24 protein-coding genes are annotated in these 20,980 nt (G+C 68.2%); 10 read left to right on the top strand and 14 right to left on the bottom strand.

All coding sequences use genetic code 11. The annotated features are described in order from the left end of the window. Positions 1 to 4 precede the first annotated feature (4 nt). The gene (locus tag AC3ANJ_RS11810) at positions 5 to 619 is read left to right on the top strand and encodes a GNAT family N-acetyltransferase (RefSeq protein ID WP_488316469.1); all 615 of its coding nucleotides are present in this window, start codon (positions 5 to 7) and stop codon (positions 617 to 619) included. Here AC3ANJ_RS11810 and AC3ANJ_RS11805 read toward each other — a convergent pair whose 3' ends face one another. From AC3ANJ_RS11805 to AC3ANJ_RS11780, 6 genes are all read right to left on the bottom strand, one after another. Further along, positions 620 to 1,438: an ABC transporter ATP-binding protein gene (locus AC3ANJ_RS11805; RefSeq protein WP_488316468.1), complete on the bottom strand. Its 819-nt coding sequence runs from the start codon at positions 1,436 to 1,438 to the stop codon at positions 620 to 622. Then, complete coding sequence (locus AC3ANJ_RS11800) at positions 1,435 to 2,250, bottom strand: ABC transporter ATP-binding protein (RefSeq protein WP_488316467.1); 816 nt, start codon at positions 2,248 to 2,250, stop codon at positions 1,435 to 1,437. The genes AC3ANJ_RS11805 and AC3ANJ_RS11800 overlap by 4 nt, the downstream gene beginning before the upstream one ends. Then, a complete protein-coding gene (locus tag AC3ANJ_RS11795) occupies positions 2,247 to 3,116 on the bottom strand; it encodes an ABC transporter permease (RefSeq protein ID WP_488316466.1) in 870 nt (289 codons plus the stop codon). Before AC3ANJ_RS11795 ends, AC3ANJ_RS11800 begins: the two co-directional genes overlap by 4 nt. Then, a complete protein-coding gene (locus AC3ANJ_RS11790) occupies positions 3,113 to 4,063 on the bottom strand; it encodes an ABC transporter permease (protein WP_406249682.1) in 951 nt (316 codons plus the stop codon). The genes AC3ANJ_RS11795 and AC3ANJ_RS11790 overlap by 4 nt, the downstream gene beginning before the upstream one ends. 7 nt (positions 4,064 to 4,070) lie before the next feature. After that, positions 4,071 to 5,588 (bottom strand): ABC transporter substrate-binding protein, encoded by a 1,518-nt coding sequence (locus tag AC3ANJ_RS11785; protein ID WP_488316465.1) that lies wholly within the window; start codon positions 5,586 to 5,588, stop codon positions 4,071 to 4,073. Positions 5,589 to 5,681: 93 nt separating this feature from the next. After that, on the bottom strand, positions 5,682 to 6,605 hold the full coding sequence (locus tag AC3ANJ_RS11780; protein WP_488316464.1) for an alpha/beta fold hydrolase: 924 nt from the start codon (positions 6,603 to 6,605) through the stop codon (positions 5,682 to 5,684). A gap of 159 nt (positions 6,606 to 6,764) precedes the next feature. On the opposite strand from AC3ANJ_RS11780, the gene AC3ANJ_RS11775 reads away from it, so the two are divergent. The 3 genes from AC3ANJ_RS11775 (at position 6,765) to AC3ANJ_RS11765 (ending at position 8,524) form a co-directional block, all read left to right on the top strand. Further along, complete coding sequence (locus AC3ANJ_RS11775) at positions 6,765 to 7,241, top strand: carboxymuconolactone decarboxylase family protein (protein WP_488316463.1); 477 nt, start codon at positions 6,765 to 6,767, stop codon at positions 7,239 to 7,241. Continuing rightward, positions 7,238 to 7,972, top strand: a complete 735-nt coding sequence (locus AC3ANJ_RS11770) for a tyrosine-protein phosphatase (protein ID WP_488316462.1) — start codon at positions 7,238 to 7,240, stop codon at positions 7,970 to 7,972. The genes AC3ANJ_RS11775 and AC3ANJ_RS11770 overlap by 4 nt, the downstream gene beginning before the upstream one ends. A gap of 78 nt (positions 7,973 to 8,050) precedes the next feature. After that, complete coding sequence (locus tag AC3ANJ_RS11765; protein WP_406249687.1) at positions 8,051 to 8,524, top strand: SIP domain-containing protein; 474 nt, start codon at positions 8,051 to 8,053, stop codon at positions 8,522 to 8,524. A gap of 3 nt (positions 8,525 to 8,527) precedes the next feature. On the opposite strand, the gene AC3ANJ_RS11760 is transcribed toward AC3ANJ_RS11765, so the two are convergent. From AC3ANJ_RS11760 to AC3ANJ_RS11745, 4 genes are all read right to left on the bottom strand, one after another. Beyond that, complete coding sequence (locus AC3ANJ_RS11760) at positions 8,528 to 8,980, bottom strand: Fe-S oxidoreductase (RefSeq protein ID WP_406249689.1); 453 nt, start codon at positions 8,978 to 8,980, stop codon at positions 8,528 to 8,530. Further along, entirely contained in the window at positions 8,977 to 9,780 is an 804-nt protein-coding gene (locus AC3ANJ_RS11755) for an arginase family protein (RefSeq protein ID WP_488316461.1), read from the bottom strand. Before AC3ANJ_RS11755 ends, AC3ANJ_RS11760 begins: the two co-directional genes overlap by 4 nt. Positions 9,781 to 9,844: 64 nt before the next feature. Next, the gene (locus AC3ANJ_RS11750; RefSeq protein ID WP_488316460.1) at positions 9,845 to 10,582 is read right to left on the bottom strand and encodes a PspA/IM30 family protein; all 738 of its coding nucleotides are present in this window, start codon (positions 10,580 to 10,582) and stop codon (positions 9,845 to 9,847) included. 52 nt (positions 10,583 to 10,634) lie between these two features. After that, positions 10,635 to 12,620: a TPM domain-containing protein gene (locus AC3ANJ_RS11745; RefSeq protein WP_488316459.1), complete on the bottom strand. Its 1,986-nt coding sequence runs from the start codon at positions 12,618 to 12,620 to the stop codon at positions 10,635 to 10,637. 172 nt (positions 12,621 to 12,792) lie between these two features. On the opposite strand from AC3ANJ_RS11745, the gene AC3ANJ_RS11740 reads away from it, so the two are divergent. Genes AC3ANJ_RS11740 through AC3ANJ_RS11725 form a run of 4 tightly spaced genes read left to right on the top strand, consistent with a single transcriptional unit; the run spans position 12,793 to position 15,634 of the window. Further along, positions 12,793 to 13,626: a DUF3097 domain-containing protein gene (locus tag AC3ANJ_RS11740; protein ID WP_488316458.1), complete on the top strand. Its 834-nt coding sequence runs from the start codon at positions 12,793 to 12,795 to the stop codon at positions 13,624 to 13,626. 32 nt (positions 13,627 to 13,658) lie between these two features. Then, positions 13,659 to 14,384, top strand: coding sequence for a tRNA (guanosine(46)-N7)-methyltransferase TrmB (gene trmB, locus AC3ANJ_RS11735; RefSeq protein WP_488316457.1), 726 nt, complete (start codon positions 13,659 to 13,661; stop codon positions 14,382 to 14,384). Further along, complete coding sequence (locus tag AC3ANJ_RS11730) at positions 14,381 to 15,205, top strand: CPBP family intramembrane glutamic endopeptidase (RefSeq protein WP_488316456.1); 825 nt, start codon at positions 14,381 to 14,383, stop codon at positions 15,203 to 15,205. The genes trmB and AC3ANJ_RS11730 overlap by 4 nt, the downstream gene beginning before the upstream one ends. Before the next feature lie 36 nt (positions 15,206 to 15,241). Next, positions 15,242 to 15,634 (top strand): DUF1304 domain-containing protein, encoded by a 393-nt coding sequence (locus tag AC3ANJ_RS11725; protein WP_488316455.1) that lies wholly within the window; start codon positions 15,242 to 15,244, stop codon positions 15,632 to 15,634. Here the strand turns inward: AC3ANJ_RS11725 and AC3ANJ_RS11720 are convergent. From AC3ANJ_RS11720 to AC3ANJ_RS11705, 4 genes are all read right to left on the bottom strand, one after another. Beyond that, complete coding sequence (locus tag AC3ANJ_RS11720) at positions 15,627 to 16,748, bottom strand: serine hydrolase domain-containing protein (RefSeq protein ID WP_488316454.1); 1,122 nt, start codon at positions 16,746 to 16,748, stop codon at positions 15,627 to 15,629. The genes AC3ANJ_RS11725 and AC3ANJ_RS11720 overlap by 8 nt on opposite strands. Then, complete coding sequence (locus AC3ANJ_RS11715; protein WP_488316453.1) at positions 16,745 to 17,377, bottom strand: GyrI-like domain-containing protein; 633 nt, start codon at positions 17,375 to 17,377, stop codon at positions 16,745 to 16,747. Before AC3ANJ_RS11715 ends, AC3ANJ_RS11720 begins: the two co-directional genes overlap by 4 nt. A 27-nt stretch (positions 17,378 to 17,404) precedes the next feature. Beyond that, positions 17,405 to 18,424: a magnesium/cobalt transporter CorA gene (gene corA, locus AC3ANJ_RS11710; protein ID WP_488316452.1), complete on the bottom strand. Its 1,020-nt coding sequence runs from the start codon at positions 18,422 to 18,424 to the stop codon at positions 17,405 to 17,407. A gap of 161 nt (positions 18,425 to 18,585) precedes the next feature. Further along, positions 18,586 to 19,245, bottom strand: coding sequence for a Pr6Pr family membrane protein (locus tag AC3ANJ_RS11705; RefSeq protein WP_488316451.1), 660 nt, complete (start codon positions 19,243 to 19,245; stop codon positions 18,586 to 18,588). A gap of 75 nt (positions 19,246 to 19,320) precedes the next feature. On the opposite strand from AC3ANJ_RS11705, the gene AC3ANJ_RS11700 reads away from it, so the two are divergent. Both AC3ANJ_RS11700 and cynS read left to right on the top strand, forming a co-directional pair. After that, positions 19,321 to 20,397: a DNA polymerase IV gene (locus AC3ANJ_RS11700; RefSeq protein WP_488316450.1), complete on the top strand. Its 1,077-nt coding sequence runs from the start codon at positions 19,321 to 19,323 to the stop codon at positions 20,395 to 20,397. A 104-nt stretch (positions 20,398 to 20,501) separates the two neighbouring features. Then, positions 20,502 to 20,957: a cyanase gene (gene cynS / locus AC3ANJ_RS11695; RefSeq protein ID WP_488316449.1), complete on the top strand. Its 456-nt coding sequence runs from the start codon at positions 20,502 to 20,504 to the stop codon at positions 20,955 to 20,957. The last annotated feature ends 23 nt before the right edge of the window (positions 20,958 to 20,980 follow it).

Below are 20,980 nucleotides of genomic sequence, written 5' to 3'. Positions count from 1 at the left end.
TCGCATGCAGTTCGAACCCGGGGATCGGCGCCGCCGTCTGCCGCGTCATCTGCGTCAGCCCGAGCCGGAACCGGAGGTCTTCACCTACTCGATCCGCCCGGCGACCGCGCGCGACCTGCCCGACATCCGCGAGATCTACAACCACTACGTCGCGAACTCGGCCGTCACATTCGACGGGAAGCCGAGCACGCACCGCTACTGGCGAGAGAAGCTCGCGACGCTGACGAAGCTCGGGCTGCCGTTCCTGGTCGCGGTCTCGCCGACGGGAAACGTCCTCGGCTACGCTCTCGTCTCTCCGTGGCAGGGCAAGAACTCGTATCGGTACACCGCAGAGGACTCGATCTATCTCGGGCCGGGCGCCGGCGGGAAGGGCTTGGGAACCGCATTGCTCCAGGCGCTGATCGACGCGTGCGAGGCCGTCGGACTGCGCGAGATCATGGCCGTCATCAGCGACAGCAACGCCGAGGCATCCATCCGGCTGCACCAGCGCCTGGGATTCGTCGAGGTCGGACGCCTGGGGAAGGTGGACTACAAGTTCGGCCGTCCCATCGGCTCGGTGTATCTGCAGCGCAGGCTCAAGCCGAAGGGGCGGCGCTGGGGGATGCGTCCGGCGCGCTGATCAGTTCTCGCGCTGCTCGATCACCGGGATCGCGGCGAGAAGAGCCTTGGTGTAGTCCTCGCGGGGATGCAGCAGCACCTCGTCGGTCGTTCCCTGTTCGGCCACGCGTCCGTCCTTCATGACGATCACGGAATCGCACAGGTTCTGCACGACGCCGATGTCGTGCGACACGAGCAGCAGCGTGAGGTCGTCGGTCAGCGCGAGTTCGGCGAGCAGCTGCAGGATCTGCGCGCGCACGGTGACGTCGAGTGCGGACATCGGTTCGTCGCCGACGAGGATGCGCGGCCGGTGCACGATCGCGCGCGCCAGGGCGATCCGCTGGCGCTGACCGCCGGAGAACTCGTGCGGGTAGCGGTCGGCCATCTCGGCGTCGAGTCCGACCCTGTTCAGGACCTCGCGCACGCGCGCGCGCCGATCGCCCTCGATGCCGAGCGCCCAGAGCGGCTCCGCGATGATCCGGCCGGCGCTCATCCGCGGGTCGAGGGACGCGTACGGGTCCTGGAAGACGAGGCCGGTGATCCGCCGCAGCCAGTGCAGCGAGCGAGCGGATGCCGCAGCATCCACCCTCCGCCCTTCGATGTCGATGGTCCCGCCGGACGGCCGGTCGAGCCCGAGCAGCAGCCGGACGAGGGTGGACTTCCCTGACCCGGATTCTCCGATGATGCCGACCGACGAGCCAGCGGCGATGTCGAGATCGGTCGGGTGCAGTGCCGTCGAGGTGCGGGCGCGCTCGAACAGGGTCCGCTTCGGGACCGCGAACTCACGGCTCAGCCCCCGCGTCCGGATCAGCGGACCGGCTCCTTCGCCTTGCTGGTTCATCGCGACCCTCCGTCCGGTCGCCACAGCGTGGTCGTGGCATCGCGCAGCAGCCCCTGGGTGATCGGGGAGGTCGGAGCGCTGAGCAGCGTCGCCACGGGCGCGGACTCGACGACCCTGCCGTGCTCGAGCACCACGCCGTGCGTGGCCACCTGGGCGAGCACGGCGAGGTCGTGCGTGATGAAGACGAGCGACATCCCTTCGTCCTGGACCAGGGAGAGCATCAGATCGAGGATCTCTGCCTGGATCGTGACGTCGAGCGCGGTCGTCGGCTCATCCGCGATGAGCAGTCGAGGACGGCACGCCAGCGCCATCGCGATCGCCACGCGCTGCCGCTGACCGCCTGAGAGCTGGTGCGCGTAGCGGTTGACGATCGACTCCGGCTCCGGGAGACGAACGCGTCGTGCCTCGTCGATCGCTCGGGCCGCGGCCTCACGGCGGGATGCTCCGGTGTGGATGCGCAGCGACTCGGCGATCTGCCGCCCCACGGTGCGGATCGGGTTGAGCGCGGTCCGCGGTTCCTGGAACACGATGCCGATGTCGTCGCCGCGGTACCGGGCCAGTTCGCGGTCCGGCATCCCGAGCAGTTCGGTGTCGCCCCAGCGGATGCTGCCGCCGGCGGTGGCGCCTGCCGGCAGGAGACCGAGGATCGCGAGCGCCGTGAGCGACTTGCCGGATCCCGACTCGCCGATCAGGCCGAGTCGTGCACCTGCCGGAACCTCGAACGAGATGCCGTCGATCACGCGCCGTCCGTCGATCTCGACCACGAGGTCGGAGACGGTCAGGTGTGCGGCGGCACGGGAGGCGATGCTCACGCGACCACCTCCGGTGTGTGCACCTCGGCGGCGCGGTGCGCCAGCGTCGGGTCGGTCGCCTCGCGCAGGCTGTCGCCGAGCAGGTTGAGGCCGAGCACCGTGATCGTGATCGCGAGCCCTGGCCAGATCACGGAGAGCGGGTGCACACCGATGTAGCGCTGCAGGTCGGCGAGCAGGATGCCCCAGGACGGCTCCGTGACGCTGGCGCCGAACCCGAGATAGCTCAGACCGGCCTCCGCGAGCACGGCGACGGCCATCGACCAGGACAGCTGGACGATGAACACCGGGGCGACGTTCGGCAGCAGGTGGCGGGTGAGGTTCTGGGTCGCGGTGAGACCGGACGCGCGCCCAGCGAGCACGAAGTCGCTCTGCTGGACGCGACGCAGTTCGGGTCGCGTCACACGGGCGATGTTCACGCCGAAGCCGATGCCGACCGCCCAGATGACGACCCACAGCGACCCGCCCCAGACCGAGGAGATCATCATCGCGATCATGAGCACGGGGAAGGCGATCAGGATGTCGACGAGCACGGCGATGGTCTCGCGCATCCAGCGCGCCGTGAGCGCGCCGAGAGCGGCCAGCAGGACGCCGACGACGGTCGCGATGATCGCGGCGCCGACGCTGACGAACACCGTCGTGCGCGCTCCGGTCATGATGAGGCTCAGGATGTCGCGTCCGGTGCCGTCCGTCCCGAGCAGATGCGGCCAGCCCGGGGCGGCCCAGCGATCCTTCAGATCGGTGGACAGGGGGCTGAAGGGGGTCCAGAACAGCGAGACCAGGGCGGTCACGGCGATCACGAGCACGACGATGATGCCGAAGCGGCCGGTTCCCGACCTCCACAGCGCGCGCAGCCAGCGCGGTGTCATGCGGCCTCCCGCTGTCGTGGATCGACGATGTGGTGCACGAGGTCGACGACGAAACCAACGACCAGCACGAAGCCGGTGAGGACGAGCAGTTCGCTCTGCACCTTGATCAGATCCCGTGTGCCGACATCGGCGACGAGCATGCGCCCGATGCCCGGCAGGGTGAACAGCTGCTCGATCACCACGGAGCCGACGATGATCCCGGCGACCTGAAGCCCGAGCACGGTGATGATCGACAGGCCGACCGCGGGGATGCCGTGCTGGATGAGCGCACGATTCCGGCTGAGCCCCTTCGCGGCAGCGGTGCGGACGAAGTCCTGGCCAGCGGCCTGCAGCGTGGCGCTGCGGACGAACCGCATCAGCATCGCGCCCTCCACGATCCCGATCGTGAGCGCGGGCAGGACGAGCGCCCGCAGCGCCTGCCACGGCTCCGCCCATCCGTCGCGGGGAAATCCCTGGGCGGGCAGCCAGCCGAGCCAGATCGCGAAGACCACGATGAGCATCATGCCCGCCCACACCACGGGAACGGCGGCGAGGGCCTGGGCTGCGACGCTGAGCCCGGTACCGGAGATCCGCCCGCGCAGCACGGCCGACAGGATGCCGAAGGGCACGGCGATCAGCAGCGCGATCACGAGTGCCAGGATGCCGAGCGGCACGGTGACCTGGGCCTTCAGCGCCAGCTCCTCGCCCACGGACGCGCCCGACAGCAGGGATGTGCCGAGGTCGCCGCTCAGGATGCCGCCGATCCAGTCGACGTACTGCGCCGCGAGCGGGCGGTTCAGCCCGAGCGACTCGCGGAGCTGATCGACCTGCTCGGGGCTCGCCTGGGTTCCAGCGATGAGCTGGGCGACGTCACCGGGAAAGACCCGCAGCGTCAGGAAGATCAGCACGCTCGACACGAGGAGCCCTGCGATCAGCAGGGCTCCTCGTGTGAGCGCGTATCGCAGCATCCGATGGTCAGTCCGAGGCGACCGTCACGCCTGCGAGGTTGATGCGCGAGTTGATCGAATCCTGCGGGAACCCGGACACGATCGGGCGCAGCGCGGTGATCGTCTCGCCGTTGTACAGCCAGTCGGCCGCGTGCTCCTCCGACACGATGCGCGCGGCCTCGGCCAGCAGCTCGGCGGACGCGTCGGCGTCGACCTCGGCGAGTGCCTCGGTGTACAGCGCCTGCACTTCGGCGTTGTCGTAGCCGAAGTAGTAGTCCGGGTTCGCGAAGTTGCCGAAGTCGCGCGGCTCGACGTGCAGCACGAAGCTGAGGTCGTAGTCCTTGTTCGTGTAGACGTCCTCGAGCCAGGTCGCGAATTCGACGGGTTCGACATCCAGTGTCACTCCGACATCCGCGAAGTCGGAGATCAGCACCTGAGACACCGTGGTGCCGTAGAAGTTCGGGATCGTGAGCGTCAGCTCCAGGTCCTCCTGGCCGGCGTCGGCGAGCAGTTCCTTGGCGCGTTCCGGGTCGTACGGGGCGACATCGGAGAGATCCTCGAATCCGGGATCCAGCTCGGGGATGGGGCCGTACAGAGTCTGCCCGGCGCCGACCGCTTCGACGAGCGCCTCGTGGTCGATGGCCAGGCGCAGCGCCTCGCGCACGCGCACATCGTCGAGCGGGGCCGCGGCGTTGTTGAACGCCAGGGTCGCCTTGTCGGTGGTGCTGCCGGTCGTGAGCGCGAATTCGCCGGAATCCTCGAGCTGCGGAGCGAGGTTGGGATCGACGGCGGTCAGCACGTCGAGGCTGCCGTCCAGGGCGGCGTTGACGCCGGACGTGAAGTCCGGGATGTACTCGAACACGACCTCGGCCACGCCAGCGGGGTCGCCCCAGTATGCGTCGTTGCGCGCGAAGGTGATGGAAGATCCCTTGCTCCAGCGCGTCAGCGTGAACGGGCCGGTGCCGTTCTCGGCCGTCTGCAGGTCGGTGGCGTCGCCGGAGCGGAACACCAACCCGCCAGGACCGGTGAGGGCGAACAGGAAGTTCTGGTTCGGCTGGGTCAGAGTGATCACGACCGTCGCCGCGTCCGGTGCCGTGATGGAGGCGACCTGGGCGAAGTCGTCATGGCCCTGCAGCGTGGCGTCCGTGCGCACGGCCTCGTAGGAGGCGACGACATCGGCGGACGTCAGGGCTTCGCCGGTGTGGAAGACGATGCCCTCGTTGAGCGTGAACGTGTACGTCAGGCCGTCGTCGGACACCTCGTACTCGGAGGCGAGGCGAGGTTCGATCTCGTTGGTCTGCGTACGCGTGACCAGGCCCTCGTAGATGTTGTCGATGAGGATCTGCTCGAGTGCCGCACCCGAGGTGTGCCGGATGTCGAGGTTGGTGGGCTCGAGCACGAGGCCGACGGTCAGCGTGGCCTCAGGGTCGGGTTCGCCGACCGAAGTCTCGACGGGCTCAGGGGAGCCGGTGCACGCGGTCAGCACGATCGCGGCTGCGGCCAGAGCTGTGACGGCGGTGAGTCGGCGTCGGGTGCGGATGAACATGAGTGCGGATCCTCTCAGCCGGCGGCGCTGTGTGCCGGTCGGGTCGAGCCTATGGTGCGGTGGGTACCGGGTGGGAAACGTCGGAATGCGCTGTCACATTCCGTCGGACAGATGGGAGCGGATCAGGTCGGCCAGACGATCGGGTGCGGTCTCCTGGACGTTGTGGGTCGCGTCGATCTCGATGACGTCGGCGTGGGGGAGACGAGCACGGAAGTCCTCGGCATCCTGCGGGCTGACGTACCCGCGCGCGGCGCGTACGAGCGTGAGCGGCGCAGCCGCACCGCCCAGATCGTCCCAGCCCGTCGCGTTCAGGACGGCACCCGGTGCTGCGTGCGCCGCCTGGTCGGGAGCGGCGAACACCTGCGCTGCGATGTGTGCGAAGTGGTGCTTCCACTCCACGCGGCCGTCCTCCCGGATGCGGGAGTTGAAGAAGACGCCGCGTTCGGTGTCGGCACGGGAGCCGCCGAGACCGAAGGCGATGGCACGATCGACCAGCTCGTCACGGCTTGCGAAATCGGACACCCGGTAGAACTCGCGCAGTTCCGCCGGCCCTCCGGATGCGTCGATGCCCGGGGTGATGTCCACGATCACCACGTCGCGCACGAGTGCGGGATGCGCGCTCGCGAGAGCGGCCGCGGTCAGGCCGCCCAGCGACTGCCCGACGAGTACGACGGGCGCGCTCGTCCAGTGCGGCAGGGCCTCGGCGATGTCCGCGGCGAGGTTCCGCGGCGAGTAGTCGAGGTCGTTCCGCCAGGACGAGTCGCCGTGTCCGGCGAGATCGATCGCGAGCGCCGGCTCCTGCAGACGCAGGATCGTGGTGTCCCACGTGTGCGCGTTCAGTCCTGCTCCGTGGAGGAACACGACCTGTGGCTCTGCGTCGCCGAAGCGCAGCGCACTGAGGACACGGCCGTCGGGGAGTTCGACTTCCACGCGGCTGGCCGCGGGGACGGGAACGGAGACGCTCTGGGCCTGTGCGGGAAGATAGCGGAACTCGCTGGTGTCGGTCGGCACGTGCATATTCTCCTCTGCCGAGAACGGCCGGCGAAATGCGAGATCGATATGACAATTATGTGCCGTCTTCCAGTTATCGATTTGTCGCAAAAAAGCACTGTCAGCTTGCTGAAATGCGTTTCGTGCGTTCGGGGCGGTCCATGGGAAAAGTCTTAAGCTGGAACCATGACCGAGACGCGCGTGCACCTGTCCAGGACCGAGCCGGCCGCCTATCAGGCGCTGGATGCCTTCTCCAAGACCGTCGGCGAGATCTGTGCGGCGAACGGAATCGACGATCGCCTCAAGGAGATCGTGATGATCCACTGCTCGCAGCTCAACGGTTGCGCCTACTGCACGCGCATCCACGTCGACCGCGCGGTCGCCGCCGGGCTGGATGCCGATGTGCTCACCCAGATCGCGACGTGGCGTGAGAGCGGCGTGTTCTCCGATCGCGAGCGTGCGGCGCTGGAGCTCGCCGAGGCGTTCACCTTCATCCATGAGGACGGCATCCCCGACGACGTCTACGACACGGTCGGGAGTGTGTTCACCGAGAAGGAGTATGCGGCGCTGAGCTGGGCGTGCATCTCGATCAACGCGTTCAACCGCGTCGTGGTGGCCGGTCGCTACCCGGTCCCGCCCCGCGGCGGGCAGGCATCGGCGTGACCGTCCTCACCATCGACGGCGTCTGGAATGTCCGGGACGTCGGCGGGATACCGGTGGCCGGCGGCCGCATCGCATCCGGTCGCCTGCTGCGCTCAGCGAATCTGGCCGGCATCACGAGCGAGGGCGCGAGCGCGCTGAGCGGGCACGTCGACCACATCATCGATCTGCGCGCCGATGACGAGGTCGCCTCGGAGCCCTCCGCCGTGCAGGGGCTGGAGACGACCCATCTGCCGCTGTTCCTTGGTTCGGTCGCCTCGTTCTTCGAAGAGGACAGCAGTCTGGACGAGTTGTACGCGCACCTCCTCGAGCAGAGCGGCACCCGGCTCGCGGAGGCGTTGCGCATCATCGCGCGCGGTGGACGCACGCTCGTGCACTGCACGGTCGGCAAGGATCGCACGGGAGTGACGATCGCGCTGGCACTGGATGCCGTCGGCGCCGACCGTGAGGCGATCATCGCCGATTACGCGTTGACGGAATCGCAGCTGCCCGAGGAGCGCAACCGCCGCATCGCGGCGTACCTGCGCTCTCAGCATCCGGACGCTCAGCACGTCGTCGCGCTGGCGACGCAGTCGCCGGCTGAGGCCATGCGCACTCTGCTGGCATCGATCGACGAACGCTGGGGATCGACGTCCGACTACCTGCGTGCGCAGGGGATGACGGATGCCGAGCTCGCCGCTCTGCGCACGGCACTCGTCGAGACGGACGACGACCGGGACTCAAGCGGGCGCTGACGCCCCGTGAGTCGAATGCTCACGGAGGTGCTGAGCAAGGTAAGGCAACCCTTCATGCGGTGATATGATGGAGGCATCATGAGCAGCACCTCCGTCGAGTACCGATCCGCACGTGCCGAGCGCCGCGCGGCTCGTCAGCGTTCGCACCACCTGGTGACTGCTGATGAGAACTCGCTCGCGGATCTCGAGGTCTTCCTCGCCACGATGCCGCTGTGCGCGACCGGGCGGATCTTCATCGAGGTCGCCGATCAGACCGACATCGGCACGGTGCAGGCGCCGCCGCGGATGACGGTCACCTGGCTCGCGCGGTCGGCCCGATCCGGCGCACCCGGAACCGGGCGCGTCTGCGCGCCGGGCACCGCGTTGTCGCGCGCAACCTGCGCCTGGGCAGACGAGATGCTCTGCGAGGACGGCGCTGCGACGAACATCACACTGCTCGGCGGCTATCTCGGCACGGCCGACATCGTCGAGCACCTGACGATCGCTCTGAATGTTCCCGCGTCGTCGATTCACGCGCCGGAGCAGTTCGGCCTTCTCCCGACCGATCGCTGAGGTTCAGCGCCCCGTGCGACGGACGTAGTTGCCGTCCTCGAGGCCCGCTTCGATCTCGAACCGGTTGCGCAGCGGATCGCGCCCGGCGAACAGGTACAGGATCGGCATGAGGAATCCGTAGCGCAGCCACTGGGCTTTGTGCACGGCCTCATGGCGCAGGATCGCTTCGCTCGGATCCCTGTCGCCGGTGAGGAAGCATCCGCCGACGCAGACGCCGCCCCGATTGAACGTCCAGGACGGCATCCCGCGGAAGACCCAGAGTCCGTGTCGTCGCTCGACGGGACCGGTGCTCCACAGCGCCCCCCACGTCCATCCGACGGCCGTGCCCCACCAGTAGCCGATACGGCTGATCGGCGAGCGCAGCAGGATCGAGGGGATGCGGCGGTCGAATCGACGTCCGCGATCGAGTTCGGCTTGCGCGCGCTCCTGCCAGTCCGCGGGCGGCGTCGGAGTCACGCGACGGCTCCGACGAGGCGCAGCAGCGTGCCGAGGTCGTCCACGGCGTCCACGGGGGAGCGAGGTGCGAATCCCGCGATGGTCGCGCCCGCGAGCGGCACGCGTTCTCGGAGGCGGCGCAGTGCGGCGCTGAGTTCCGCGGTGTTCGCACCGAAGGGTGCGGGGCTCGAGACGCCGATGATCTCGGACGGGTCCAGCACGTCGACGTCGACGTGCACCCAGACGCGCGAGGCGCCGGTCGCCGCGATGGCGTCGGCGAGAGCATCCGGAACGGACAGCGCCGAGGCCGAGACCTGCGGGAACCGAGCCAGGGGTGCTTCCTCTTCGGCATCCACGGCCCTGGCGCCGACCACGACGATCCGCTCTGCCGGGATGCCTGGGGTGAGCGCGAGCTGCGGTTCTCCCTCGCCGAGGACGGCGCGCAGCGCCATTCCGGAGAAGGCCCCGGAAGGGGAGGTCTCCGGCGTGTGCAGATCCGGATGCGCGTCGCACCAGACCACGGCGAGGTCATCCGTGCCGCCGTCGATGGCGGCGAGCGCGGCGACGGTGATGCTGCAGTCGCCACCGATCAGGACGGCACCAGGTTCGAGGTTGTCGCGCACGAGTTCGCGGACCCGCTGCAGGGCGCTGAGGCGATGCACACCGGTCCCGAGCGACTCGCCCGCTTCGAGCGGGACGTCCAGGATCGTGGTGGCGGCGCGCGGAAGATCGCCGGCGATGGCCGCGGCTCCGTCGGTGAGCAGCATCGCGCGGGCGGCGGGGGAGCCCTGCCACTGCGGCACGACGAGGAAGTGGGCCATGTCGACCTCCGGATAGGGAAAACGCGGATGCTCCGGACCAGTGGCCCGGAGCATCCGCCTGGTGTCAGGAACCGAGCTGGGCCTGCGGGGTGCCGCCGGCCTTGAGCTCAGCCAGACGAGCCTCGACCTCGGTGAGTTCGCCGAGGTCGTCGAGGCTCTCGAACTGGGCGTCGAGGCTGGAAGCGGCCAGCTCGACCTTGCCCTGGGCGATGGCCTCCTGGCGGCGGACCTTGTCCTCGAACCGGCCGAGCTCGCTCGTCGGGTCGAGCACGTTGATCGACGAGACGGCGTCCTGCACCTTGGTCTGCGCTTCGGCGACCTTGGCGCGGGCGAGCAGCTCGCTGCGCTTCGCCTTCAGCTCGCCGAGCTTCTCCTTCATCCCGTTCAGGCCGCTCTTGAGCTTGTCGACGATCTCGGTCTGCGCAGCTATGGTCGGCTCGGCCGTCCTCGCGTCGCGCTCTTCGCTGATCTGACGCTGGAGTGCGATCTTGGCGAGGCTGTCGAACTTGTCGGCATCCGCGGTGCTGCCGGCGGTGCGCAGCTCGTCTGCCTTGCGGCTGGCGGCGAGCGCCTTGTTACCCCAGTCCTTGGCGGCCTGGATGTCTTCCTCGTGGTCGCGCTCGAGCAGACGCAGGTTGCCGATCGTCTCTGCGATGGCCGCCTCGGCATCCGCGATGCTGTTCGTGTAGTCGCGCACGAGCTGATCGATCATCTTCTGCGGGTCCTCGGCCGAGTCGAGGAGCGAGTTGATGTTCGCGCGGACGAGGGTCGAGATTCGTCCGAAGATGGACTGCTTTACCATGGGTGGTTCCTTTCGGTTGGTCGTTGACGTCATTCGGGTCTGGGATGCCGGGTCAGAATCGGCCGCCGCGGGACCGGCCGCCTCGGGAGCTGCTCCTCGAGCCGCCGCCGAAGCTGGACGGCCGGTGTCCGCGGCTGCTGCTGCCGCCGCTGGAGCGCCAGCTGCTGCCGCCGCTCCAGGAGCCGCCGCCACCTCCGCCCCCGCCACCTGCGAACAGCCCGCCGAGGATGCCGCCGAGGATGTCCCCGCCGATGCCGCTGTCACGGCTGTAGTTGCCGCCGTAGCCGGTGCCGTAACCCGTGTCGAACGGGTTGCCGGGGGTCCACGACTGCACCTCGCCTTCGGCGGTCGAGATCGCTTCGGAAGCGAGATTGTAGGCGCGGGTCGCGCGTTCGAGCGCGAATGCAGGGTCGGTGGCCTGCGCGGCGATCGCCTCGCGGTAGGCGGCGTCGGCCTCGGCCAATCGCGTACGGGCGGTCGCGCCGATCGCACCGCGGCGCGTGCTGATGTAGTCGTTCGCCGTCGAGATCTGCGACTGCGCTTGCAGGAGCCGCTGCTGCAGGGTCCGTGCATCGCGCTGCGCCTGCTGCGCCGCGTCACGCACTTGTGCGAGTGCTCCGTCGATCCCGGTGTTCGCCTCTGCCAGCGTGTCGACGATCCGCTGCGGATCCCGGCCGGCTCTGTTCAGTGCGGCGCTCGCCTCATCGACTCTGGTGCGGGTACCGGCGATGAGCGGGGCGATCGCGCCGCGGGGGTCGGGCGTCTGCGCTGCGGCGGCGAGGTCCGCTTCGAGGTCGGCGATGAGCGCCTTCGCCTGATCCTCGATCGCGGCCAGGCTCGCGCCGAGCGTCGTCACGGCGGCGGCCAGCTGCTCGGCCTGCACGACGGCCTGCTCCGCCGTGCGGATCGAGAACGCGGCCTCGCCGGTCCGGCCTTCCGCGAGGAGACTCGTCGCCTCGGCGATCTCGGTGTCGGCGAGGGCGAGTCGTTCGGCCGCCTGAACGGGGTTCTCGGTGACCGTGCCGAGAGCGGTGGCGTCGTACGTCGCGGCCAGAGTCGCAAGCGCCCCGGGCAGAGCGGACACGGCGGACTGGGCTTCGCTCCGGCGCACCTGCACGCGCTGCAGCGCTGCCGGAGCCTCGGCCTCGACCTTCCGCAGTTCTTCGAAGGCCTCGATGTTGTCGTCGAGCAGTTCGTCCGCCGCCGCGCACAGCTGGATGATCTGGATGTGCCAGGCTCGGCGCTGCTCCGCGGAATCCTCGTTCTCGTCATCGAGCTGCTGCTTGAGCGCGAACGCCTCCGTGACCTTCGACTTGGCCTGATCCACGATCTGCGTGAACTGCGCCGTCGAGTCCTCACCGAACTGGGCGACCGCGAATCCGAGCTCCTCGCGGCTGGACGTGATCGCATCGTCCGCCTCGACGAGAGCGCGGCCCGCCTGTCGCTCCAGGTCGGTGTCGCTCACGCCGGAGAACGGGTCGTTCGGATCGGGAGCGGCGGGCTGTGCCCCCCGCGCCTTCTTCCTCGCGCGGGCGACGAGCCAGATGATCAGAGCGACCACGGCGGCCGCGATCAGGACGAACAACAGGATCCAGCCCGCATTCGACGGCCCGGGGAAGGCATCAGCGGCCGAGATGATGGCACCACTCCATTCTCCGTCGCGCAGTCGGTCTTCGACCGCTTGCGTGATCGCATCGACCTGGCCGTCGCTGAGCGGGCCCTCTCCGTCGGCAGAGAGAGCGTACTGGCGGGAGTCGACGGCAATCGCGAGAAGGTACTGATCGGCGCCCAGCCCGTTGTCGATCGCGGTCTGATCCGCCCACTCGACGCTGTCGGTGGGATTCGTGAACTCGTCCACGAGTACGACGTACAGATCGCCGTTCGACGCTTCGCTCAGTGCGTCCAGTCGTGCGTTCGCCGCATCGATCTCGGAGGAACTGAGAACGCCGGTCTCGTCCGTGACGAATCCGGCATCCAACGTCACCGGCGAAGTCGCCACGGCGCTCGACGCGAGCATTCCGGAAGCGAGTACTGCCACGATCACCCCCGGGATGATCGTCTTCCGAGACCGCATTCTGCTCCCTCCAAGGAGACGCTGGGCCCCCACTGAGCACGAGTCTATTCACTGACGTGAACCGAGGGTACCGACTGTACGGAAACTGTCTGTGTCGCCGCAGGGAACCGGTTCGGACGCACATACGCTGGAAGGCATGGAGGACAGGTACGGCGCTGATGTGCTCGCGACGGGGTGGCAGGAGCGTGCGGCGAAGAAGATCCCGCAGGTCCCGGCCGAGCCGGACCTCGTCGTCGAGGTCGCGGACGACGGCTTCTGCGGTGCCGTGACGAAGGTGCAGTCGGGCACAGTGGAACTGGAGGACTGGAAGGGCCGGAAGCGGCTCTTCCCGCTCGGCGGCGGGTTCCTCATCGACGGCCAGCCGGTCAAGCTCGTGCCGCCCGCGCCCAAGGACAAGGGGCCTCGGCGCACCGCATCCGGGTCCTTCGTCGTGGCGGACCAGCGCGCCCGCGTCGCGCTGCCCAGCCGCATCCTCGTCGAGGGCCGTCACGATGCGGAGCTCGTCGAGAAGGTGTGGGGAGCCGACCTGCGCGTGGAGGGCGTCGTCGTCGAGTACCTGCAGGGCGTCGACCTCCTGGATGAACTGCTCGCGGCTGAGCCGCCCAGCGCGAAGCGCCGCTATGGTGTGCTCGTCGACCACCTCGTCCCCGGATCCAAGGAGTCGCGCATCGCGGATGCCGTGGCTCGCGGACCCCATGGTGCACATGTCCGCATCGTGGGCCACCCCTACGTCGACGTGTGGCAGTGCGTGAAGCCGGAGGCACTGGGAATCGCGCGCTGGCCGGAGATCCCACGGAGCATCGAGTGGAAGATCGGCATCTGCAAGGCGTTCGGATGGCCGCATGCGGATCAGGCCGACATCGCCCGCGCGTGGCAGGCCATTCTGAGCAAGGTCACGACCTACCGCGACCTCGAGCCCTCACTGCTCGGCCGGGTCGAGGAGCTCATCGACTTCGTCACCGCTCCGTGATGGTGCGGTGCCGGCCCGGCTACCCTTGAGATATGCCCGAGCCCCGCACTTTCCGCGATGAACCCGTGTCCTTCGTCCGTCGCAGCGGTCGCATGTCGGAGGCGCAGGAGCGGGCGTTCGCGGACCTGGCGGGCCACTATCTCCTCGACGTCCCGCGGGATGTCGCGTCGACGAGCGTGCACCCGGAGGCTCGGCTCGACGTGGCATCCGAATACGGCCGCGATGCCGCATTGATCGTGGAGATCGGCTCCGGACAGGGCCACGCGATCGTGTCGGCCGCGGCGTCGCGCCCGGGGGACGACTTCCTCGCGATCGAGGTGTTCCGAGCGGGGCTGGCACGCACGATGCTGGACGCGGACAAGGCGGGCGTCCGCAACCTCCGTTTGGTCGAGGCGAATGCGCCGGAGGTGCTCTCGACCTACCTTCCCGAAGGGAGCGCGTCCGAGATCTGGGTGTTCTTCTCCGACCCATGGCACAAGAATCGTCACACCAAGCGTCGGCTGATCCGCGACGGTTTCGGTGTCACGGCGGCCAGGGCGCTCGCCGACGGCGGCGTCCTGCGTCTGGCCACGGACTGGGAGGACTACGCGCTGCAGATGCGCGAGGTGCTCGATGCCGAGCCGCAGTTCGAGCGGGCGTTCGACGGCGACTGGGCCGACCGCTTCGATGGCCGTGTGATGACCGCGTTCGAGCGCAAGGGCATCACCAAGGGACGCGACATCCGCGATCTCGTGTATCGGCGGAAGCCCCGCGCGTGAGCGCCGGCGTGACTGCGCGCTGGGCGATCGCACCGGCGGCGCTGGTCTGCCTGGCCGCTCCCGCGTTCTTCGTCGTGCAGTGGGCCTGGCTGGGCTGGGTGCTGCTGGCCGCCGGTGTCGGTGCGGCGTGGGCGCTCGAGCGGCGCGCCATCACGGCATCCGCTCCGTCGCTGACGCGGGACCTCTCTCTGATTGCGATCGGGATGCTGATCGTCAGCGTCATCCCGCTCGCGGCCGAACTCGACAACGCGGCCATGCTGCGGTTCACACTGGCGCTGGGCGGCGCCGTCGTCGTGCCGTACGTCATCTCGCGGTACGTCTATCGCGATCGCGCCATCTCTTTCCCGTGGCGCACCGGTCAGCGCTGGGGACGACTGCAGTGGGGCTGGCTGGCCGCCGTGCTGGTGCTCGGCTGGCTGATCCTGCCGTTCTACTTCATCACCAGTGGCGTCTATCAGAACTGGCCCGTCGTCGATACGCCGGAGCTCATCGCCCGGTTGTTCGTCGGCGTCGGCGCGGTCGGCATCTGGGACGAGCTGTTCTTCATCTGCACGGTGTTCGCGCTGCTGCGTCGTCACTTCCCGAATGCGGTGGCGAACGTCCTGCAGTCGGTGGTGTTCGTGTCGTTCCTGTGGGAGCTGGGCTATCGCGAATGGGGACCGGTGCTGACGATCCCGTTCGCCCTGCTGCAGGGCTTCATCTTCCTGCGCACGCACTCGCTGGCCTACGTCGTCACGGTGCACCTGCTCTTCGACGCCGTCGTCTTCGCGGTGCTGGTGCACGCCCACAACCCCGGGGCGCTGCCGATCTTCCTGGTGTAGTTTGCCGCGGAGTCTCCGACGCGAGAGGATCAGCACATGATCATCGCCGGCCTCATCCTCGCCGCGGCCGCCGCGGCCTTCCACGTCTTCATCTTCGCGCTCGAATCGCTGAAGTGGAACGAGCCCGCGACCCGCAAGATCTTCGGGGTGGCGAGCGAGGCGGATGCCGAGACCATGAAGTCGCTGGCGTTCAATCAGGGCTTCTACAATCTGTTCCTCGCGCTCACGGCGTTTCTCGGCGTCGGGCTGTTCATCGTCGGAGCCACGACCGTCGGCCTCACGCTCGTGTTCGCCGGCACAGGGATGATGCTCGCCGCGGCCCTGGTTCTGATCCTCTCGGACCGGTCTAAGGCGCGCGCCGCGACGATGCAGGGCACGCTGCCGCTGCTCGCCGTGATCGCGACTGCGATCGGCGTCGCCGTCAGCTGAGCGGCTGCACGGGCAACCGCTGCAGATCGTCGAAGAGACCCATGACGGCAGGGCCCATCTCCATCTGGGTCAGCACGATCCGGAAGGATCCGTCCTGGTCGATGAAGAAATCCGTGCCCAGCCCGCCGGACCATCCGATGCGTCCGGCATGCTCGCCCCCAGTGACGACGGACACGCCGAATCCCCAGCCGAGGTCGTCCCAGAACCCCGGGAAGAAGCTGTCCGGCGTCTTGAGCGCGTCCGTGATCTGGTCGGTGCGCATGAGGTCGAGCAGCTCCGGGTCCACGAACTGCTCGCCCCCGAGGACCCCGCGGGATGCCAGCATGCGCGCGAAGGCCGCGTAGTCGCGGGCCGTCGAGACGAGTTCGGCGTGGCTGACGTCGAACGGCGCGGGGGCTACGTAGAAGCCGTCGGCGCGAGGCTCGACTTCGACCAGCACCCCCTGATCGTCCCGACGGTAGGCGGCCGGCAGCCGATCGGCCTTCTCCGTCGGCACGGTGTAGGCGGTGTCGACCATCCCCAGCGGTTCGAAGAGGTCAGAGTTCAGGTGATCTTCGAGGGGGCCGCCGGTCACCCGGGACAACAGGATGCCCAGGATGCCGAAGGACTGGTGATAGCGCCAGCCGTGTCCCGGATGGAAGGCGAGGGGGAGGTCGGCCAATGCATCCAGCCATTCCTGTGCACCCATGTCGACGGCATCCTGTGACGCCTCGGTCCGATTCGCGATCATCGCGTCCTTCAGCGGCGACGGGGTCGCGACCATCCCGTACCCGGACGTGTTGGTCAGCAGGTGCCGCACGGTGATCGGGCCGTCAGCCGGTCCTGTGTCCGTCAGGGGCGAGGTCGGTGTGCGGAGCACGCGTCGGTCCGCCAGTTCAGGCAGCCAGTGCTGGACGGGATCGTCCAGGGAGAGCACTCCGCGCTGGACGAGGCGCAGCGTCGCGACGGCCGTGACGGGTTTCGTCATCGACTGGATGCGGAAGATCGCATCGTCGGCGATGTCTCCGGCGGTGGTGATGTCCAGGCGCCCCGCTGCGGTGCCGTCCGCCACGAGGATCCCGGGGGCGATGCCGCGGGCGATGTGCTCGTCCAGCAGTCGGGAGAGATCGGTCATGAGGCCTCGATTCGACGTGTCACGGGCTGACGGAGGATCGTTCGGCGCTTGGACGGATCGCCCTTGCGCGGATCGCTGAAGTAGATCTCGTGATGAAGGCCGGTCATCGACAGAGCGTTCCGAGGGATGAACTCGTCGTGCAGCTGCGCGAGCACCGGCGCCTCGTCGTCGTATGCTCCCACGTGCAGGGTCTGCACGGACAGGCCCTCGGTAAGAGTCCGCAGGCGCACGTCGTCGATCCGCGAGGCCTTGTTCTTCGCGGATGCGGTGGCCACGGCATCCGCGAACATCGCGTCGTCGATCCAATCGGGCTGCATGAGCATGAGCGTCCACGACCATTGCGACTTGTCCCGAGCGGTCGTGAACGAGGCGTGGTCGTCTGCCCACCAGAGCCCCTCCAACGGCATCACGACGAAGTCGCGATCGAGTTCGCGCTTGCTGGCGAACTTCAGCGCGTAGGCCAGCGGGTACAGCGCTTCGATCGCACCGGTGAACGCGGGGGAGGCGTTCGGGTCGCCATGACCGTCGATCATGAGGTACTGCAGGGGAGGCACCTCGAGAACGCGGAACACGCCCTTGCGCGCTCGGTATGCATCGAGAGACTTCTTGAAGTCGATCTTCTCGGTCATACGGTCATCATGGCCGGGGCCTCCGACCTAGAGCCACTTCTTCCACTTGAACGCGGCGTAGAGGCCGACACCGACGCCGAGCATGAGGAGCATCGCGAACGGGTATCCCCAGGTCCAGTGCAATTCGGGCATCACGTCGAAGTTCATGCCGTACACGCTGCCGACCAGCGTCGGGGCGAACAGGATCGCGGCCCAGGCGGAGATCTTCTTCACCTCGTCGTTCTGGACGAGGCTGAGCTCGGTCATGCGGCGCACCTCGTCGTTCTGACGCTGGGCGACGAGAGTGGCGTTCAGACTCAGGGCGTTCTCGAGGAGCGCACGGAACGCGTCGGCACGATCGACGATGCGCAGGGTGTGATCGAGCACGTCGCGCAGGTTCCGCTGCAGCTCGATGTCGACCTGATACTTGTCGGAACCCCGCAGCAGCCCTTCGACCATGCCGACGAGGGGGCGCGTGGCGCGCTGGAAGTTGATGACCTCGCGGGAGAGTTCGTAGATGCGCCGTGACACGGCTTCGTCACCGGCGAAGATCTGGTCCTCGATCTCGTCGATGTCGTTCTCGAGGCCGGCGATCACCGGTCCGTACTCGTCGACGACCTCGTCGAGGATCGCATACAGCACGGCCTCCGGCCCCATCGCCAGCAGCTCGGGCGTCGACTCGAGCCGCCGGCGGACGGTCGCGAGGCCCGGTGTCTCGGCATGACGGATCGTGACGACGAAGTCCTTGCCGACGAACATGTGCAGCTCGCCGAACTCGACCACCTCGGTGTCATCGAGATAACGGGCCGGACGAAGGACGACGAACAGCGTGTCGCCATAGCGTTCCAGCTTGGCGCGCTGGTGTCCGGCCAGGGCGTCCTCGACCGCGAGCGGATGCAGCGAGAACTCCTCGGCGATGGAATGCACCTCGGCGGGGCTCGGGCGGTACAGCCCGATCCACGCCATGCCGTCGTGCTCGCGCATGGTCTCGTAGGTGTCGGTCAGGTCGGCGGGGTTGCCGGCACGGCGGCCGTCGACGTAGACGGCGTTGTCGATGAGAGCGGTCATGATTCACCTCGATCACTGGCGTTGACGCGACGCGGATCGGCGTCGCGGTGGGCGCGCATGCGCGCGTTCACGCCACCGCCTGCTCGCGAGGTTCAGCGCATCGAGATGCCGACCAGCGAAGCATGAGCGGTGGCGCGGCGACTATCACTGGACATCGCGCATCACCTGCCTCGGGTCGGTTCGGGGCCGGATCGGCCTTCTGAAGGGTACACCACCGTCCTGGTCCTGCTGAGCGACCAGACCAGCGCGGCAGCGGCCAGCATCGCGCAGAGGAGCCCTACGATGTGCAGCCACAGCGACGCGGTACCGCGTTCGGGCAGCAGGAAGCCGTACGGAACCCAGCCGTCGGTCACCCCGCGCAGCAGCACGACGGTCAACCACAGTACGGGATACGGCAGTACGACCCAGATGATCCGCCAGGCGAGGACCCGGCGATCGGGGCTGAGGATCCAGTCCGCCAGCACGAGGATCGGCAACGCGATGTGCAGAGCGGCGCTCACCCAGGGCGGCGCGGATCCCGTTCCCGGCACCAGCACGTTGTAGATCACGCCCACGACGATGAGGTACGTCGCCGCCGTGGCCCGCAGCAGGATGAGCCCGCCCTGGAGCGGACGGCCCTGCAGGTTCGTGACGCCGGCGAGGAAGAGCACGACACCGGTGAACAGCGTCGTCTGGTTCGTGAAGTATCCGAAGTAGTCGAACGGGTTGCTGTCGCCGGCGGCGATACGCAGTGCATAGGCGTACGCGAGGATGCCGATCGTGAGTGCACCGACCGCCACGCGTGCTGTTCCGATGGCCTGCGATGCTCTCGAAGAAGACACGCCGTCAGCATATGCGGCACACCCAGGGGATCAGCAGCGGGTGACATCCGGATCGATGCGCGGCAGACTCGTCGCATGGGCGCCTGGGTGCTGCACGTCGACATGGACCAGTTCATCGCTGCGGTCGAAGTCCTGCGCCGGCCCGAGCTCGCGGGACTTCCCGTGATCGTCGGCGGCAGAGGCGACCCGACCGAGCGGGCGGTCGTGTCCACGGCATCCTATGAGGCGAGAGCCTTCGGCATCGGATCAGGGATGCCGTTGAAGATCGCCGCGCGCAAGGCACCGCCGGAGGCGGTCTTCCTGCCGGTCGACCACGCGGCGTACGAGCAGGCCTCCCACGAAGTGATGGCCGCGTTGCGGGCGCTCCCCGGAGTCGTCCTGGAGATCATCGGGTGGGACGAGTGCTTCCTCGGGGTCGAGACCGACGACCCGGAAGCCGTCGCGCGCCAGGCGCAGGATGCCGTGCTCGAAGCGACCGGTCTGCACTGCTCCGTGGGCATCGGCGACAACAAGATCAGAGCCAAGATCGCCACCGAGTTCGGCAAGCCGCGGGGAATGTTCCGGCTGACGCGGGAGAACTGGTTCGACGTGATGGGGGAGAAGTCCACGCGGAACCTGTGGGGAGTGGGCCCCAAGGTGCAGAAGCGGCTCGCCGAGCACGGGATCAGAACGGTGCGGGAGCTGGCGGACTCCGATGAGGCCGAGGTCGTCGCGGAGTTCGGTCCGAAGATGGGCGTCTGGTATCACGGGCTCGGCTCGGGGAAGGGACCCGAGGTCGTCGACGACACCCCATGGGTCGCCCGCAGTCACAGCCGGGAGACGACGTTCCAGCAGAATCTCGTCACGGATGCGGAGGTCGCCGATGCCGTGCGGGCGCTGGCCGGCCAGGCGTTCGCGGACTGCGCGGCCGAGGGGCGACCGGTGATCCGCGTGCACCTGAAAGTGCGATATGCACCGTTCGAGACGAAGACGTTCGGCCGTAAGCTGGCCGCGACGACCGTGGATCGCGAGGATGTCGTGGCCGCCGCCGTCGCGCTCGCCGCGACGCTCGACGAGGGGCGGGAGATCCGGTTGCTGGGGGTCCGCGCGGAGATGGCCATGCCGGAAGCGGAGGACCCGATCGAGAGGACTCCCGTTCGCGGCCGGATCTGACGTAACGCGCTCGTGACGCGCGCGATGCCGCGCCGCAACACCTCCTGCCTAGCCTTCAGAGCAGGAACGCAGGCGCCGTGAGCGCCAGGAGGAGTTGACACGAGATGATCTCGAAGCAGGATGTCGGTGAACTGATCGAGGACCGCCGTGCTCGGGCCGGCCTCAGCTGGCGCACACTGGCCGACCGGTTGGATGTTCCACCGGTCTGGTTGGCTGCCGCAGCGCTCGGGATGCATCCGCTCACCCCCGGACAGGCCGAAGAACTCGGCTACGCACTGGATCTGGATGACGAGCTGATCGCGGCGCTGGTCCGACAGCCCAATCGTGCCGCGGCATCCGATGTCTCCAGCGACCCGACGATCTACCGCTTCCACGAGCTGGTGCAGGTGTACGGACCCGCCCTGAAGTCGCTCATCCACGACGAGTTCGGCGACGGGATCATGAGCGCCATCAACTGCAGCGTCTCGTTCGACCGGGTGTCGCATCCGGACGGCGACCGTGTGGTGATCACGATCGACGGGAAGTTCCTGCCGTACGCCTGGGTGTCGGGTACCGACTGATCCGCCTTGCGCGTCCCGTCGTG

The organism is Microbacterium sp. STRO-1N (assembly GCF_057748015.1).
This window is presented reverse-complemented; position numbering and strand designations above follow the sequence as displayed.